Source organism: Pseudophaeobacter sp. A-200-2 (genome assembly GCF_041008815.1).
In the GTDB taxonomy this organism is placed as follows: Bacteria; Pseudomonadota; Alphaproteobacteria; order Rhodobacterales; family Rhodobacteraceae; genus Phycobacter; species Phycobacter gallaeciensis_A.
The window spans coordinates 34,474-50,317 of record NZ_JAXGFU010000017.1 but is presented as its reverse complement, the minus strand read 5'-3'; the positions used below and the strand labels follow the sequence as shown (position 1 = coordinate 50,317).

Here is a 15,844-nt window from a genome sequence, read left to right as displayed (position 1 = left end):
TGTTATCTAAAAAGTAGATATTTGAGGGTGTTATCGGCGTCTGGTTTCCAAGGGCTGCAAGTCTGGTGCATGCCCAGTGGCCCATCAATCCCCCACCAGTTCCAAAAACCGTCCGTAGTCCTGACTGACTTCGCGGGCTTCGTCGAAGGCACGCGCACGCTCCAGCTCGAGACAGCGAAAGTAGTCCTGAATGTCCGTGATGTAGACCTCAAAGTCCCGCCGAATGATATCGGCATAGTCACTGGCCGCTTGCGAATCGCTTGGAACAAACGGCCGGACAGGGGCGAGACAGGATTCAGCGTGGCTTGCAGCCGGAACGAGCAAAAGCATTGCTACAGACTGCATGCCCACCCATCGGCTCAACCGCAGGTTTCTGAAACCTCTATTTTCCTTGATAGACGCCAATGGCCGTGCCTAGAGTTTGAGTAACCGAGATACAGCCGTATCTGCCGCATTATATCTTGCGGTTAATAATATACTATCGTAACTCTGGGCTTCAAGTAGGAATGCCCGGGCGTTGCGCGTTTGAAGAAAGCGTGAGCCGGGCCATGAACTGGGACATCGAAGCACCAAATGTGGTTACGGAAGCGCGTTTCCGCGAACTTGTGGAAAGCGGCTATAGCGCTGAAATCCTGTGCCAGGAGTCGGCACACAAGAAGGGCCCCAGCTATTATGGGGTCTGGATCATGCGTGTCGTCTCTGACGAGGGCGTGGAGAAGCTGCTGGTCACGGCCCGCACCCGGACGACCTACAACGACATCAAGATCCGCGAGTTCAAAACCATCACGGGCGTGGTGTCCTTCCTTATCGGGATCGGTTTCTCCCATGCCGATGTGCCGCTCGAGGAAGGCCAACGGACAACGCACAAGCTGGCTGCAACCGACAAGGGCGGCAGCAAGTAGCCTTCTTCTTTTCTGGTATCTCGCGGGTCCCGCCGCTGCTCAAATGGTGTTGGTCATGGAGAGCGATGGCTCTCTGACCCCGTCTCGCTCCCAGGGCAGCTTCGCCCGCAACTACAATGACGGCATTGGACAGGGGTCTGCGTCGGACGATCTGGCGATCTTTGGCGAACAGGACGATGAGCCAGAAGACATCCAATTGGCAGCCCTCTCGCGGCCTGCACCCCTGCCACGCGCCGATGTTCTGGCGGCCATCGAGGCCACCGCTCTTCGTTACGCGGGTCATCCCGGGCTGCGCCGCACGGAGCTCTCGGTTCGCGATTGGTTGACCCTCTACCGGGCCAATATCGAGGTGGAGAGCGCCTACCGGCAGGATGCGGTCTCGAGTGCGGGCGCTATTGGCCTTGGTCAATTGATGCCAGCGACGGCGCGGGACCTCGGCGTCGACCCGCGTGATCCGCTGCAGAACCTCGACGGCTCCGCCCGCTACCTCGCGATGCTGCTGAGTGAGTTCGGAAATCCCCGTCTCGCCCTCGCCGCCTATAACGCCGGACCCGATGCGGTCCGCCAGTATGGCGACATTCCCCCCTACCGAGAAACCCAGACCCACGTGGCCCGTGTCATGGCCGTCGTGGCCCGATTGGAAGGATCAAATTCATGAAGCACATATCTAACCTGTTTATTGCGTCGCTCGCGCTCTTCCTGCTCGTCGCAGAGCCTGCGCTTGCTCAAAGCATCGATCTCTCCCCGATCCAGAGCTTGTTGCAGGGGATCGTCGATGCGCTGACCGGCCCGCTTGGCGTCGTCATCGCGACGCTGGCCGTGCTGGGCGTCTTCCTGAGCTGGTTTTTCAACATCATCGACCTGCGCCAAGCCCTCTGGGTGCTTGTTGGTATCGCCGGTGTTGCCGCCGCTCCCACCATTGTTGCAGCGGTCTTTGCCGGTGGCTGAGCGCTCGCCCCTCTTTCTGGGTCTCGTGCGACCGCCCAAGCTTTTGGGCCTGCCCATCATGTACGCGATGGTCTGGCTCTTCGGTTCGGTGCTCTTGTTCGTCTGGGTCCAGCACATAGCGGTGCTGGGCGTGGCCGCCCTGCTCTACCCCGTGCTTTGGAAGGCCGCGGACTGGGACCCGCGCTTCATCGACGTGATGATGACGGCGCTGCAGGAGACACCGCCGACGCGCAACCGCTCCATTCATGGCGGGGACAGCTATGCGCCCTAATACAGCCATGGACGAAACGCTCGATGCCCGCACAATGACGCCAGACTGGTATGCGCGCGAGACCCGCCTCGCGCACATGCTGCCCTATGTGAGCTTAGTTGATGACCAGACCGTGCGGACCCGGGTCAACGAGCTTTTCCAGTGCATCCGGCTCGACGGGGTCAATAGCTACACGACCGATGACGCCTATCTCGACAAGGTGACCGCGCTCTTTGCCCGGATCATTGCGCAGCTGGGGCCGGAGTTCAGCTATTACGTCCACAAGGTCTCGAAGGCGATCACGCCGGACCTCGAGCCTGTGCGCGAGGACAGTTTTGCAGGAGAAGTCGACCGGCTCTGGCGCTCGAAACTCGAAACCAGCGGCCTGCGCGACAAGACCCTGACCCTCACCGTCATTCACCGCCCGCCCCCCAAAAGCGTCCTGCCCTTCCTCAATCGCAGCGCCCCGGATCGCCTCAAGGAAGCGACGCAAAAGCGACTGCGCCGCCTTGGTGAGGCGGTGAGCGTGTTCACGTCAGGCCTGACGGAGCTAAATCCGCGCGTGCTCACGGCAGAAAGTGGCGAGTTGATTGGCTTTCTTGGGGCGCTCAACACAGGTCAAGAACTGCCGCTCTACCCAGCCAATACCTATGGCTTCCTGTCCTTCAACGTCGCCAATACCCGCGTGACGTTCCACGGCGATCATTTCGAGCTCTCCGAAGGAGTCGTGGGGCATCGCTTTGGGAAGAGCTTCACCATCGGGGAATACTCCGAGGCGACCTCCTGCACCATGTTCGACATGCTGAACCTGCCTGTCGACATGATCGTCACGCATTCCTTCACGCCGATAAATTCGAACCTCATGGCGGGCCGCATCAAACGGCAAAAGCGGCAGATGCAGGCGAGCCAGGACGCGGCCCTCTCGCTCCTCGAAGCCCTTGATATCGCTGCCGATGATCTCGAGGCCAAACGCCAGAGTTTCGGTGAGCACCACATGGTCGTGACGATCTTCTGTGACACGCTGGACGAGTTGCAAACGCTCAGCGCCGAGATCCTCAACGCCGCCGCGACCGAGGGCGTGAAGATGATCGGCGAGCGGGTCGCGGCCAAGGCGCATTACCTGAGCCAGCACCCCGGCAACCAGCCCAAGCGCGTGCGTGCCAGTGCGATCACCAATCGCAACTTCGCGGATTTTGCAGCCTTCCACCGAACGCAGCTAGGGAAACCCGCCGCGAAAACCCCTTGGGGCAAGGTCATCACTTATCTGCCCACGCCCGAGCAGAGCGCCTATCGGTTTTCCTATCACGAGCAAGGCTCGCCCGACAAAGAACCGACCAGCGGGCATACGCTGATCATGGGACGACCCGGGTCAGGCAAATCGGTCCTCTCGGCCTTCCTCATGACGCAAGCCCGTCGAGCAGAGTCGCGGATCTTCGTCTTCGATTACCGCCTCGGTATGGAGATGGCGGTCCGCGCCAATGGCGGGCGTTATGCATCGCTCAAGGCCGGGCAACCCACCGGTCTCAACCCGCTCTGGACGGAAACTGATAGTCGCGGCACCGCCTGGCTCTCGGACTGGCTCGCCACCCTGCTCTATCGCGCAGACAAGCCGCTGACGCCGGCACAGACCAACCGCATCCAAGAAGTCGTGCGTCAGAACGCGCAGGCCTCCAATCCGGCCCTGCGGAACTGGCGGGATTTCGCATCGCTTTTCGTCTCCACCGATGATGGCGGCGATTTGCACCAGCGATTGCTCGAATGGACCGAAGAGGGCCGCTACGGCTGGATCTTCGGGCAGACGCTGGAAGACACCTTCTCGCTCGAAGGAGATGTTGTCGGCTTCGATCTCACCGGCATTCTCGACAGCGAGGCGGAAAAGGAACGGATGGCTGTCCTTTCCTATCTCTTCCGCCGGGTCGAGCGCGAGATCGAGGACCGTCGCCCCACGATCATCGTGATCGACGAGGCCTGGAAGGCGCTCGATAACGCGTATTTCGCCGAGCGGCTGTCGAACTGGCTGGTGACTGCGCGCAAGCAGAACACCGTCGCGGTGATGATGACGCAATACGCCAGCCAGCTCGAGCGCACCCGGACCGGCAAGACGATTGTCGAGGCGGTGCCGACGCAGATCCTGCTCCCGAATATCCGCGCCCATGCCGCCGATTACGCGATGCTGAACCTCTATGAGAAGGAACTCGACGTGCTTCTCAACACTGGCAGCGACAGCCGCCTTGCTCTCATCCGCGACGACCAGGGATCCATCGTCGTCGATGCCGATCTGAGCGCCCTCGGGCCCAATCTCACCATCCTCGGCGGCATGGAAAAAGGCGAGGCGCTGGTCGGCGCCGATTACCGCGACCGCCCCGACTTCTGGAGGCTTTCATGATCCGTACCCTGTTTTTTCTCACCGCGCTCGGCGCTTTGGCCTCCTGCGCCCAGTACCAGGAACCGCAGGCGAACTGCTTCACATTCCTCGCGTCCACGGCACCTGTCGCGCCTGATTGCACCTTTGCGCCTCTAGATGCGCCGGAGGGCGACATTGAAGTCTAGCCTGCCTCATATCGTGGCTCTTTGCCTGCTGCCCGGTCTGGCCTCGTCTCAAGGTGTGCCGACCAATGACAGTGGGCTGACCGCGCGTGATATCGTCGAAACCGGGGATCGGGAGGCCGACCTCGCGGTCCAGGCCGACAAGCTTGCCGTGCGCGAACTCATTGCCGAGATCGAACGCGACCAACTGGAAACCCTGCAACGCATCCTCGATGCCCAAACCAGCTTCGGCGGCCAGGGCCTACCCGCGATGGTTTCAGGGCTGGAAAACGGAAGCGGCGATCCGGACCGTTCCGTCGAAGCGGTCTACGGCAATGCCGAGATCGACCCCAATCCCGGCGGCGCACAGATGTTCGGGGATGCGGCAGAAAACATCGAGCAACTCATCATCCGCGTCGCCCAGGAAACCAGCGGCTTTGCGGGCGTGGGCCGCGCGGGCCTCTCCCCAGTCCAATGGCGCGCACTCCTACAGGCGCTCATCTGGCAGGAAAGCCGGTTTACCATCGGCGCGCGCTCGCCGGTCGGCGCTTTTGGCCTCACCCAGATCATGCCCGGTACGGCCAGCGATCTCGGCATCAACCCGGAATACTACGACAGCCCCTACCTGCAGGTGCACGGAGGCGCGCGCTATCTGGCGGCCCAGCTCAACACATTCGATGGCAATGTCATCAACGCCCTCGCGGCCTACAACGCCGGACCCGGTCGCGTGTTCGAATATGGTGGCGTGCCGCCGTTCGCTGAAACCCAGCACTACGTCCAGGTTATCCCGGAACGCTACAATCTCTATCTGAGCCGCATCGGTGGGATCGAAGCGCTCGGCACGATCGATCCGGCGCTTCTAGCCAATGCGAACCTCTCAATCACCGGGCATGGTGCGGCCTTCTATGGCAACAATTCCCCTGCGGCGATTAGGCAGGCCGCCTTGCGTATTGCGGACATCGTCGAGCGGATTTCCGAAACGGAAGATGTTCAGGAAAGCATCGCGCTCAACACCTATGCCCGCGCCGAACTCGTACGCCTGGTCGCCGCCCGCATCCGGCTCCAGGCAGCGCGCACCCGCGTCCTTTCCGCCGAAGAGCTGGCTCAGGCCAGTGCCCGTATGGCCGAAGGCACGTTCATGGAATTCACGATCAGGGAGATTGAATGATGGGACAGATGTTCTTGAGAACGGCTTTGGCCACGACGCTTGGGATCGGTCTGCATTTCAGCACCCTCTCCCCTGCCGCGGCGCAAGGTGTGCCGGTCGTCGACACCCAGAATATCGCGCAAAACATCCAGCAGCTCCGGCAGATGATCGAAGACGAGATCCTGCAAAACGAGCAGCTGACGCAGCTCCGCGAACAGCTTGCGACACTCACGGATCAACTCGCGGAGCTGCAAAGAACCTATGAGGCGCTCACCCGTCTTGCCGAACTGCCGGAGATCATCCGCACGGAAATGGAAGACGAGCTGAACGGCCTGCTCGATCAGGAGTTCGGGGACATCCTTGCCACTATTGAAGCCATCAAGACCGGAGACTTCTCTGGCCTCTCTGGCTCCGGCGCGAGCGAGATCGAAACCCAGATGGACCGGGTGCTGGCCGATCTAGGGTTTGACGACGACACCCTCTCGGAAATGGCCACGAGCGGCAATCCCGGGGCCAATCGCGTTGCGACCCAGGCCACAACCGGCGCGCTCGTCTCGGCCGCTGCCCAGAACAGCTACGAGGACGCGGGCCAATCGCTGGAACGCGTCGACCGGCTTGTTGGGCTCATCGATGACATGGACGAACTCAAGGAAAGCATCGACCTCAACACGCGCGTGACCGCGGAGCTCGCCATTGCGCTGGTCGCCATGTGGCAGCTCGAAGCCGTGCAGACCGTAGGTGACGGCACAGGCGGTGTGATCGATGCCGCCACCATCGCCGAGGAGCAGCGGTTTATGGACTTCACGCTGCCCGAGTTGCGGGCAGACTGATCAAGGGTTGTGACAGGTGGCGAGTGAACAGGAAATCATCGAAGAAGAGCTGGTCTATGGTGCCCTGCGCCGCGAACGGCTCTGGCAGCGACTTGGGCTGATCGGCCTCATCTTCGGCATTCTCGGATGCCTGAGCGCGGCGGCTGTCGCGATCCTCGATGTCGATCCGCCGCCTGTGGTCGTGCCCTATGATCCGGCCACTGGCTTCGCACTCCCCGAGGTCTCGGTGGGCGCGACCTCGGTAACCGCCAATCAGGCGATTATCGAGGCGGAGGTCTTTCGCTACGTGACCGACCGTGAGGTCTACAACCAACTCGACAATGATCTTCGCATCCGAAGCGTCCTGCGCCGCTCGGACGGGGCGGCCGAGAGCGGGCTGCGCCAGATCTGGAACAGCGCCAATGAGAACTACCCGCCGACGGTCTATGGCCCCAATGCGCGGCTCGACGTGGAGATCCTCAGTATTAATCGCATCGGCACCAACCGCGCCACGGTCCGCCTGCGCAAGCGCCTGACCTCCATCAATGGCGTCCAAACCGGGCTTTTCACCGCCACGCTTCTCTTCGAGTTCCGCCCCGAGACCCGCCGATCAATCGATGAGGTCTGGACCAATCCTTTCGGCTTCACGGTCCTCGAATATTCCATCCGCTCCGACAGATTGGAGAAATAATGCGTTTCCGGAATTCAAATCAAAATACCTTGTCGCCAATGTCCCGAGAGCGCGCAGCGCGGCAGGGTATTGGCGACACAACTCTTTCCGGAAACGCATGGTTGTTCACAAGATCGCTTGTTTTTGTCATTGCCCTGTTGCCCGGCCTTGCCTCCGCCGAAGCCATCCCGCGTGGCGGTCCCAACGACAGCCGGGTGCGCTTGGCCACCTACCAGGAGGGTCAGGTCTACCGTCTCAGCGTGTCGCTCACCCATGTGACCACCATCGAGTTCGGCGAGGCCGAAAGCATCCGCTCGATCATTGCGGGCGACACGGAAGGCTTCGAGATCGATGGCGTCCCCGGCGGTCAGGCCTTCGCGATCAAGCCCGTCGCGCGCGGTGTCCATACCAACGTGACCGTCTACACGAACAGGCGGAGTTACTACTTCAACGTCCAGGAATCCCGCAGCCCAACCTTCTACGTGGTGCAGTTCCGCTATCCTGATGACGCTGCGCGCCCGACCCAGGCCATCGCGGCACAAGCGCCAAACTACAATTACGGTGCCAGCGCGCGCACCGACTTCACCCCGACCCGCGTCTGGGATGACGGAACCTTCACGTATTTCGAATTCCCGCGGAACGCGCCGGTGCCCGCGATCTTCCGCTACGCCAATGGCCGCGAACGGACGGCCAATACGCAGGCCACCGAGGATGGCGTGATCCGCGTCTCTGGGGTGAACCGGCAATGGGTCCTGCGGATCGGGGAAGAGGTGGTCTGCATCGAGGCCACACCGCCCGCGGGGGTAGGCTCATGAGTGACACAGGAAACGCAGACCTCGAAAAGCGCCTCGCCGCCCTCGAGCAAGGCAAAGGCGCTGGTTCGCCCCCTGCCCCACGGCGCTCACCGCTGCTCGCATTGGTCGTCGTCCTTGTGATCGGCGCGGGCGGTGCCTTGCTCTATCTCCTATCCGAACCCGAGGAAGAGGAGGCCCTGCCCACGGCCACGCCGGACGTGTTCCAGAACGAAGGCGATGGCTTCGGCGCCATCGAAACCCTGCCCCCACCCGAGCCTGAGGTGGTTCTGGTCGCGCCGGAACCGGTCGAACCAAATGCAGAACTTCTCGCACAGCTCGCAGCCCTGCAGGCCCAGATCGAAGAATTGCGCAATGCGCCGGAACCGGTGGTCCAAGAAGACACGGCAGCCGCGGAGGCCATCGATGCGCTGACCGCCCAGATCGCCGCCTTGCAGTCCGCGTCGGAAGCCGCGCAACAGCAGTTTCGCGATGAGCTGACGGCCCGCGATCGCGAGCTGGAGCAACTCCGGATGGACCTCGAACTTGCGCAGCTCGAAGCCAACCGTCCCCTTCCGGCACCAATCGGGCCAAGCCAAGACGAGCTGCGCGCGCTGGAAGAAGAACGGCTCCGCCGCGAGGAGGAAGCAAGACGTCTCGCGGAACTCGAGCGCCGCGCGGCTGAGGAACGTGCGTTTCAGGAACGCCGGATCACCTCGCCCACCATCGCCTTTGGTGGCACCTCCGGTGCGAATGAGACGGCGCTCACCGAGCGCACCTTTGGCGAGGTGGCGGATTTCGTGCTGAACGGCGCGCTGCCCACTTCGGCGACGCAAGCGGAAGTCATTGCCAACCCGTCCAACACCATCATTCAGGGCACGATGATCCAGGCCGTCATGGAAACCGCCCTCGACAGTTCTCTGCCCGGCCAGACTCGTGCCGTCGTCTCCGAAGATGTGTTCAGTTTCGACGGTTCTCGGCTCTTGATCCCGCGTGGATCCCGCCTCATCGGGCGCTATCGCTCTGGCGTCGATATCGCGCAACGCCGGGTCACCATCGCCTGGGACCGGATCATCTTGCCCGCGGGCCAAACCGTCCAGATCAGCTCCTTCGGCGGTGATGAACTTGGCCGTTCGGGTGTCACCGGTTTCGTGGACACGCGCTTTGATGAGCGCTTTGGCTCGGCAGCGCTGATTTCGCTGATCTCCGCTGCTCCAAGCGCCGCCGCCGCAAATGTGCAAGATGAGACCACAGCGGATGTGCTCGAAGACGTGGGCGATGATCTGGCCGATGCCACAGACAGCGTGATCGGCGATTATCTCTCGATCGGTCCGGTCATCTATGTCGACCAGGGGGCCCGCGTCACAGTGATGGTCGACCGCGACCTGGAGATCTTCTGAGCCCATGTCGCTGAGCTATCTCCAAACTTCGCTTGATCGGATCGACGCTGCCGCACGCGACGACGTCATCGAGATCTGCATCAATCCCGATGGCAGCTGCTGGGGAGAATTCCAGGGCGATCACTTCATGCGGAAACTGGATCAGAAGCTGACCGCCACAGAGGTTAAGGACCTCGGCAACCAGATTGCGTCCTCCGCCAATACCACGATGAGCAAGGACCGCCCGATCGTCTCGGTCTCGATCACCTACAAGGGTCGCCCGATCCGGGCTCAGGTCATCACACCACCTGCCGTGCTCTCGGCCATGTCGATCAGCCTTCGGTTCTTCTCAAGCCTGCCACTCGACGGGATCGCGCTCGATTTCCTCTATGGCAAGGAACGCAAACTCGAGGAACTGCGCCTGGAAAAAACGCGCGAGTTGCGCGAGGTCGTAGCCGCGGGCGTGATCGACGATGCGCTGGCTTTTTGCGTCGACAATAAGCTCAACATGATCGTCTCGGGCGGCACCTCCACCGGCAAGACCGTGGCTGCGCGCAAAATCCTCTCGCACGTGCTATCCGAGGAACGCATCGTCACCATCGAGGAAGCGGCCGAGCTTCTGCCGACCCAGCCCAATGCCGTGACCCTCATCGCCAATCGCGACGCGGAGTTCCAGACCGCCGATGTGCTGCTCACTGCCACGCTGCGCATGCGCCCCGACCGGATCATCCTCGGCGAGGTGCGCGGCAAGGAGGCCATGACCTTCCTTGAAGCAATCAACACCGGCCATGGTGGGTCCATGACCACACTGCACGCCGAAACCCCGCAATTGGCCGTGCAGCGTCTGGCCATCGCGGCGCTCAAGACCGAGATCCCGATGACCTATACCGACATGATCCAGTACATCGAGAACTCCATCGATGTGATCATCCAGGCCGGTCGGCATGACGGCCGGCGCGGCATCACCGAATTTTACCTCCCCGGCGCAAATCAGATCGGAGCTTCCCAATGAAGACCTTTGAATATGACATCCTGTTCTTCCAGGTGAAGAAGCAAAAGGACTACGACGCGATGCGAAGCGCCTTAAATGAGCGCGGCGCGGAAGGGTGGGAAGTCATCACCGCCGAGGCCGGTGACTACGGCTACACTACTTTCCTGAAGCGAGAGATTGCTGATACGAAGGCAGCATCAGAATGATGCGAGCCGTTGCAATCGGAAGCCTGCTGGTCGTTCTTGTCGCAACCGCTGGCGTGGCCGAGCGGAACCTGATCCCAACGCTCGAAAACCCGCCAGATGTCTGTCCCGACCAGCCTCCAGAGCCACAGTGGATGCAAGACATCGAAGTACGCGAGTCCCACAAACGGCTCCTGATCCAACAAATCTATCGTGCGAAGAGCATGCAACGCATCGTTGAAGCCCAAAGCTGTGAATGTCCGACGCGGTATCCGTCTTGGGAGGCAGCTGAAGGCGTCTTCGTCGAACATTTCGCCGCATCTGAATACTGGGACATCGTGGAAGCGACTTCAGATTACCGACGGCAGGCAAATGAGCTTCGGCGTGAAGCCATACCAATCTGCCAAGCCGCTGGAAACTGGTAGGGTTCCATGAGCGTCGTCACCTACTTCGTGGAAACGGCTGAAGGATATCTCAATACCGCTGCCGAGACTCAATTTGGCGCGGTTGCCGCAACAGTCGGAACGATGCTCGTACTCGGCACGACACTCGTTGTCATCCTGGTTTTCATCAACACGATCTACCAGTATCGCGCCATGGACGGGCGTACGGCCTTTTGGCTCGCCGTGAAGATTGGACTGATAGGCGCATTTGCAACCAACTGGGTGCAGTTCAACATCCTTGCTGCGGCGATCCTGAACGGGATCGACAGCATTGCCGGGTCGCTCGTGGCCTCTGTCGGCGGCGGATCACCTGGCCCATCCGGCACCTTCGCAGAGGAGTTCGATGACCTGATCGCGGCGCTCGGGGACTATCTGAATGCTGCGGGGTCTGAACTGAACTGGATGGCCGGTGCCCTGTTGGACACCCTTGGGGTTTTGCTGCTCTCAATCCTCGGTGGCTTGGCGGCGTTTATCGTCGTTGCGTCCAGGCTCATGATCGCTCTGCTGATCGGGATTGCGCCGGTCATGATCTTCCTGACCCTTTTTGAAGTGACCAAAGATTACTTCGCACGCTGGCTTTCGGCGCTGATTTCCTTTGCGATGTACCCGATCGTCGTTGCGGGCGTGTTCGCGACGATCACGGGTGTCTCGCGAGCGCTTCTTGCTGAGCTGGGCGACCCGGAAGGCGCCTCCAATATCGGCGCGCTCATTCCGTTCTTCATGATGGTGCTGATGGCAAAGGGGTTCATCATCGCAACGCCCTTCCTGGTTCGGGCGATTTCCGGAAACATCATGATGCCGGCGCTCTCGGCCGGGTTCGGGGGAAGCTATGCCTTCGCCAGAGGGCTCGCAGGCAGCCAACAAGTCTACAACCGCTACGCCATCGGAGGTGCGACTGGCGCGGAATACGCAGCTCTGCGCGCGCGACAATTCTTTGGTGTGCAAGCGTTGCCAAGCCGACCCAATACTGCGGGTGGGCCAACCGCAGCTCCTTCCGGTGACGCAACCGGCACAGGAGCCCGAATGCTGGCGCAGCTTTCAAGGTTGGGTCGTCTTGGACGGCGGTAAAAGTCCCGGAGTTGCCGTTGGTCAAAGATGGCGGTTGTCGAGGGCCGCATTCCACACTGGTCATTCACTTTGAGAAAGGTGATCTCAGCGAATGGCAATCTATGTTTGTTCTGCCCGTTGCTTGGGTATGCCAAGGTCCAACGTCTTGTTTTCTTTTGTGTATGCAGGACCGATAACATAGTCCTCTAGCTCGAGTTCCGGATTCATCATAGAGGTCGTGAATATTAGCTGAAACGGCTTTTCGATCTCTGTAACATTCTCGACGATCAGCCTTTGGAACAGATGGCTTCGCTCTTCTTGCATGCCTTTGTCTTCGATGTTGTCGAAGAGCGCAAAGTGGGGATGGAAGAAGCCGCTAGATTGACCTGCGGCCAAAAACAACGCGAGGATCGAAGCGTTTTTGAGATAAACATTGCTGCTCTCGGCAAAGTTGATTTTGCCGTCAACCGTCATAGAATCGTTCTGGAAATCCATCGTGACGTTTTGTGCGTTGATGAACTCCTCTTGCCTGGGCAAGTCGGACCTGAGAAGCCTAGCTGCTATGCGGCCAGCGGTTGTGAGCGCAATGCTGCGGCGCTTCGAGGCAGCTGTCCGCAGAGCACCAATGCGTGATTTGATTTTTTCCAGATCCTCATTGATCTCAGATTTTTCTTTGCTTAGGCGCTCGATTTCTTCGGCTGTCTCCATTCGGGCCAAGATATGAGACGTTGCCGCATCGATGTGACCAAGTCGGCTCGCGCGCTCCGCGAGAAATGCCTCACGTGGCCCGTTCTTTCCCGAGAACCGGAGACTGAAGTCTCGCAAAGCTTGTTCTTGAGCGAGCTTTGCCTGTCGGAGCTGCTGCTTGTTCTTGCTCAGAGCGAATTCCTTGTCAGAAATAAGCTGATGCGTTTCGCGCATCTGAATCTCGAGATCGAGCCTAATTTGATTGTAGCGTGATTGCTCCTTTTCAGGGTCTCTCTCCATCTTGCAGACAGCACATGTTCCTTCGGGCACATCTTCTGACAAGGTTTCGCCGCACGCAGGGCAATGCACAAAATCGATGTGCCCAATCACGTCGAAAGTGCTTTCGGCGCGCGCCAGCTTCTCGGTTTGCTCCGCGAGGTGATCAAGGAACGCAGCTAGTTCCCGCTGCTCGAACTCGGTGGTGGTGACGGAGGTTTCCAACTCCCGAAGTTTGTCCCGTTCCCTCACCAGCTTTTGTTGCGCGTCGCGACGCTGTCTTACATATTCAGACACTTCGCCCGGCTCTATGAGTTCATCGACCTCATCTATTTCCTTTTCTATTCTTTCGCGTTCGCGTGCGAGGTTGCCAATCTCAGCGCGGATTGCCGCCGGTGACGTGATCGCCTCTTTTGAGCGCAGCGACCGCAGCAGTGCGCTGAGGCGAGCATTAACGTCATCGTATTCTTTCTGTCGCTCGCGTTGCTTCAGCGTCAACTCATAAAGTTCATAGCCACTGATGCCGCAAATCAGATCCCCGACAGCTTCGCGAATGTTTTGTGTATCGAAGTTTTCGAACCTAAACAGACGCGTCGCAGGTGTGCGCTGATCAGAATAACAGAGTCGCAGAAGCTGATGCATTGTAATGTTGGATGCCCCATCGCTCTGAGCTTCGGGAATAAGCATCGACCGAAAGAGGATCTGCGAGAAACTCTCTTTGCCGCTTCCACTTCTGTGGAGATTATATCGCTCCCACCCATCCAATGGGCTTTTCATGGCGTCAGCCATGGCACCGAAGAAAACCGAAATCGGTTCTTGTCGTTTTGCGATACTGCGTTTGAGCACAAGGGCTCCACGAGGAGTGAGAATTTCGGCCTGTACCTCGTCGCATTGGCTCGCTGCGTCTTTCCAATCATCGTATTCGCCGCCGAGTGCGTAAAAGATGAAATCTGAAATCGTCGATTTGCCAGAGCCGTTTTGCCCCCGGATGATGTTTACACCCGCATGGAAGGTCTGATCATAAGCTGCGCGCCCGCGTCGCATGACGCGGAAACGACCCAATTGGAGAAACGGTGCGATTGATGCCATCAGCTCGCTCTCCGTAGCCCGGTGCTTTCGCGCAAGGCTCTCATTCCGTCTTCTCCGACCGGGCCGAAATCCTCAATCAGAAACGTCGCCAAGTCAATTTCGTGATCGTCAATGTGGTGACGCAGCTTGCTGTCATAGAGTGACCGTCCTTCTGCGGAAAGTGTTAAGACACGTGGATCGTCCTTCACTGGCTGCGCGAGGCCCTTGCCAAGGAGCGCGCTGAGGGCGTCTTTTTGCACTGGTTCCATCTGATGAAACAGCAGTCGGGCTGATGGATATGTCACAAAAGATTTTTCCGGACGGGGTATTCTTAGTTCTCGAAATTGCGATCTAACATCGATCTTCATCTTCGTATGGTGGAGCATGGGAGAGTTCGCGAAATAAAAATCCAAAATATAAAGCCGCTCTCTAAAAAAGCCGTCTGGCCTCAGCGACATAAGACAGGCCATGCGGCGCATGCAATCGTAGATATCGAGTTGGGCAAACCACAGTCTTCCGATCATGATTCCGGCGCATCCCACCTGATGTGGCACTGCTCGGTCAGGTAATAGAGCGCGTTCAACACCGAAGTTGCATCAAACTTCGAGCCCCCGATCTGCTTGTTGGTCAAGGGTTGGATCACATGATCCTGGAGAGCCGCGCGAACTTCATTGTCGGGCGCATACGAACAGATCAGCGGGTGGAAGACATGGGTGACGAACCGCGCTTCAATCTCTGAGAGAAAGCTGTCGTGGTCTTCACGCGCGGCCGTGAGCAGTCCGGTTTTGACGTATCGGCGCGCAAATCTGTTCTGGGCATTGTTCGCGTGGTCGTACTCATGCTCTCGCCCGGCATCAATCAGCTTCTGAAGAAGATCGCGACGATCACTGTCTGAGGGTTCGGTATAGCTTTCGATGCCGAAAACCTGCCCGGCAGGACATGCATCTACAACTTTCCTTACATGCCGCCGAATACCGCGGAACACGATATCGTCCCGGTTCGGCGGTTTGCAGATGTTGATGTGATCCTTGTCAACGGAAACCGGGATTGCCCCGGCCACGCCCGGGTCAGCACTATCACGCGAGACGACCACCTTCACTTTCTTGGTCGCGTGTTTTTCATAATAGATGGCCGTACTCAAATGATCCGAGCCGTTCGCAAACTTGCGGTAGTGTAAGTTCAGATCTTCCAGGAAGCCCGTTTCATTTGCGAGGAGCTTGATCTGCTTTGAGGTGCCCGGCAGGATTTCTAGCGCGCTCGCGAGGGAAGCACCAGTATGAGGAGTTGAAAGAAAAACAACGAGGCGGGCCTCTTCGGCGATGCACTTCCAGTCTTCATCCTCTGCGTCGCACGCTTTGCGCAGGATCATCTTAATGAGGATACCGCCAAGACTGTGGGTGACAAATATGATGGGCTTCTTTCCCAGGCCATGACCAGCAAACAGCTCAAGGACATTCCCGGCGCGCTCAAACATGTCCATTTCCTTTTTCGCCCACTTGGCAAAGAGGGAACTTGGAAAGCCCAAACTGTAGAGCGCTAATCCGGGGACATCTTCGAACAGCCAAGTCGGCCAAAAGTCGGTACCACCCTCAGCAATCCAGGTGCTCGACGCATCACCTGTCAGACCGTGAATGAACACCACATCCACAGCGCTATTTTCGTTGCCGCAAAGGCATTTGAAGTCCGGTTGATCTGTCACCTATCGCCCCAAAGATTCACGCAGGGCGC

19 protein-coding genes are annotated in these 15,844 nt (G+C 59.3%); 15 read left to right on the top strand and 4 right to left on the bottom strand.

Translation table 11 applies throughout. The annotated features are described in order from the left end of the window. Positions 1 to 84 precede the first annotated feature (84 nt). Positions 85 to 345: a hypothetical protein gene (locus SM766_RS19945; RefSeq protein WP_102884506.1), complete on the bottom strand. Its 261-nt coding sequence runs from the start codon at positions 343 to 345 to the stop codon at positions 85 to 87. A gap of 203 nt (positions 346 to 548) precedes the next feature. Here SM766_RS19945 and SM766_RS19940 point away from each other — a divergent pair, with 203 nt between their 5' ends. From SM766_RS19940 to SM766_RS19870, 15 genes are all read left to right on the top strand, one after another. Then, on the top strand, positions 549 to 902 hold the full coding sequence (locus SM766_RS19940) for a hypothetical protein (RefSeq protein ID WP_012187165.1): 354 nt from the start codon (positions 549 to 551) through the stop codon (positions 900 to 902). Positions 903 to 945: 43 nt separating this feature from the next. After that, complete coding sequence (locus SM766_RS19935; RefSeq protein ID WP_274869033.1) at positions 946 to 1,560, top strand: lytic transglycosylase domain-containing protein; 615 nt, start codon at positions 946 to 948, stop codon at positions 1,558 to 1,560. After that, complete coding sequence (locus tag SM766_RS19930) at positions 1,557 to 1,850, top strand: TrbC/VirB2 family protein (RefSeq protein WP_035252599.1); 294 nt, start codon at positions 1,557 to 1,559, stop codon at positions 1,848 to 1,850. The genes SM766_RS19935 and SM766_RS19930 overlap by 4 nt, the downstream gene beginning before the upstream one ends. Then, entirely contained in the window at positions 1,843 to 2,121 is a 279-nt protein-coding gene (locus tag SM766_RS19925; RefSeq protein ID WP_008327373.1) for a VirB3 family type IV secretion system protein, read from the top strand. The genes SM766_RS19930 and SM766_RS19925 overlap by 8 nt, the downstream gene beginning before the upstream one ends. Before the next feature lie 7 nt (positions 2,122 to 2,128). Beyond that, positions 2,129 to 4,486, top strand: a complete 2,358-nt coding sequence (locus SM766_RS19920; RefSeq protein ID WP_274869034.1) for a VirB4 family type IV secretion/conjugal transfer ATPase — start codon at positions 2,129 to 2,131, stop codon at positions 4,484 to 4,486. Beyond that, on the top strand, positions 4,483 to 4,650 hold the full coding sequence (locus SM766_RS19915) for a hypothetical protein (RefSeq protein WP_274869036.1): 168 nt from the start codon (positions 4,483 to 4,485) through the stop codon (positions 4,648 to 4,650). The genes SM766_RS19920 and SM766_RS19915 overlap by 4 nt, the downstream gene beginning before the upstream one ends. A 55-nt stretch (positions 4,651 to 4,705) precedes the next feature. After that, positions 4,706 to 5,794 carry a lytic transglycosylase domain-containing protein gene (locus SM766_RS19910; protein WP_274869054.1) on the top strand — a complete coding sequence of 363 codons (1,089 nt, stop codon included), beginning with the start codon at positions 4,706 to 4,708 and terminating at the stop codon, positions 5,792 to 5,794. Next, positions 5,794 to 6,603, top strand: coding sequence for a type IV secretion system protein (locus SM766_RS19905; RefSeq protein WP_274869055.1), 810 nt, complete (start codon positions 5,794 to 5,796; stop codon positions 6,601 to 6,603). The genes SM766_RS19910 and SM766_RS19905 overlap by 1 nt, the downstream gene beginning before the upstream one ends. 16 nt (positions 6,604 to 6,619) lie before the next feature. Next, complete coding sequence (locus SM766_RS19900) at positions 6,620 to 7,273, top strand: VirB8 family type IV secretion system protein (RefSeq protein WP_274869038.1); 654 nt, start codon at positions 6,620 to 6,622, stop codon at positions 7,271 to 7,273. A gap of 101 nt (positions 7,274 to 7,374) precedes the next feature. Then, a complete protein-coding gene (locus tag SM766_RS19895; RefSeq protein ID WP_274869039.1) occupies positions 7,375 to 8,067 on the top strand; it encodes a TrbG/VirB9 family P-type conjugative transfer protein in 693 nt (230 codons plus the stop codon). Beyond that, a complete protein-coding gene (locus SM766_RS19890; protein ID WP_274869041.1) occupies positions 8,064 to 9,443 on the top strand; it encodes a TraB/TrbI/VirB10 family type IV secretion system protein in 1,380 nt (459 codons plus the stop codon). The genes SM766_RS19895 and SM766_RS19890 overlap by 4 nt, the downstream gene beginning before the upstream one ends. 4 nt (positions 9,444 to 9,447) lie before the next feature. Then, positions 9,448 to 10,434, top strand: a complete 987-nt coding sequence (locus tag SM766_RS19885) for an ATPase, T2SS/T4P/T4SS family (protein ID WP_274869042.1) — start codon at positions 9,448 to 9,450, stop codon at positions 10,432 to 10,434. After that, positions 10,431 to 10,619 (top strand): hypothetical protein, encoded by a 189-nt coding sequence (locus tag SM766_RS19880; RefSeq protein ID WP_274869043.1) that lies wholly within the window; start codon positions 10,431 to 10,433, stop codon positions 10,617 to 10,619. The genes SM766_RS19885 and SM766_RS19880 overlap by 4 nt, the downstream gene beginning before the upstream one ends. Next, complete coding sequence (locus SM766_RS19875) at positions 10,616 to 11,020, top strand: hypothetical protein (protein WP_274869044.1); 405 nt, start codon at positions 10,616 to 10,618, stop codon at positions 11,018 to 11,020. The genes SM766_RS19880 and SM766_RS19875 overlap by 4 nt, the downstream gene beginning before the upstream one ends. 6 nt (positions 11,021 to 11,026) lie before the next feature. After that, positions 11,027 to 12,106 carry a TrbL/VirB6 family protein gene (locus tag SM766_RS19870; protein WP_274869045.1) on the top strand — a complete coding sequence of 360 codons (1,080 nt, stop codon included), beginning with the start codon at positions 11,027 to 11,029 and terminating at the stop codon, positions 12,104 to 12,106. Between the two features lie 99 nt (positions 12,107 to 12,205). Here the strand turns inward: SM766_RS19870 and SM766_RS19865 are convergent, their stop codons facing one another. From SM766_RS19865 to SM766_RS19855, 3 genes are read right to left on the bottom strand one after another with little or no spacing between them, the layout of a single operon-like run. Continuing rightward, positions 12,206 to 14,137 (bottom strand): AAA family ATPase, encoded by a 1,932-nt coding sequence (locus SM766_RS19865; protein ID WP_274869046.1) that lies wholly within the window; start codon positions 14,135 to 14,137, stop codon positions 12,206 to 12,208. Then, complete coding sequence (locus SM766_RS19860; protein WP_274861711.1) at positions 14,137 to 14,640, bottom strand: ABC-three component system middle component 5; 504 nt, start codon at positions 14,638 to 14,640, stop codon at positions 14,137 to 14,139. Before SM766_RS19860 ends, SM766_RS19865 begins: the two co-directional genes overlap by 1 nt. Beyond that, positions 14,637 to 15,815 (bottom strand): ABC-three component system protein, encoded by a 1,179-nt coding sequence (locus SM766_RS19855; RefSeq protein WP_274861710.1) that lies wholly within the window; start codon positions 15,813 to 15,815, stop codon positions 14,637 to 14,639. Before SM766_RS19855 ends, SM766_RS19860 begins: the two co-directional genes overlap by 4 nt. Positions 15,816 to 15,844 lie beyond the last annotated feature (29 nt).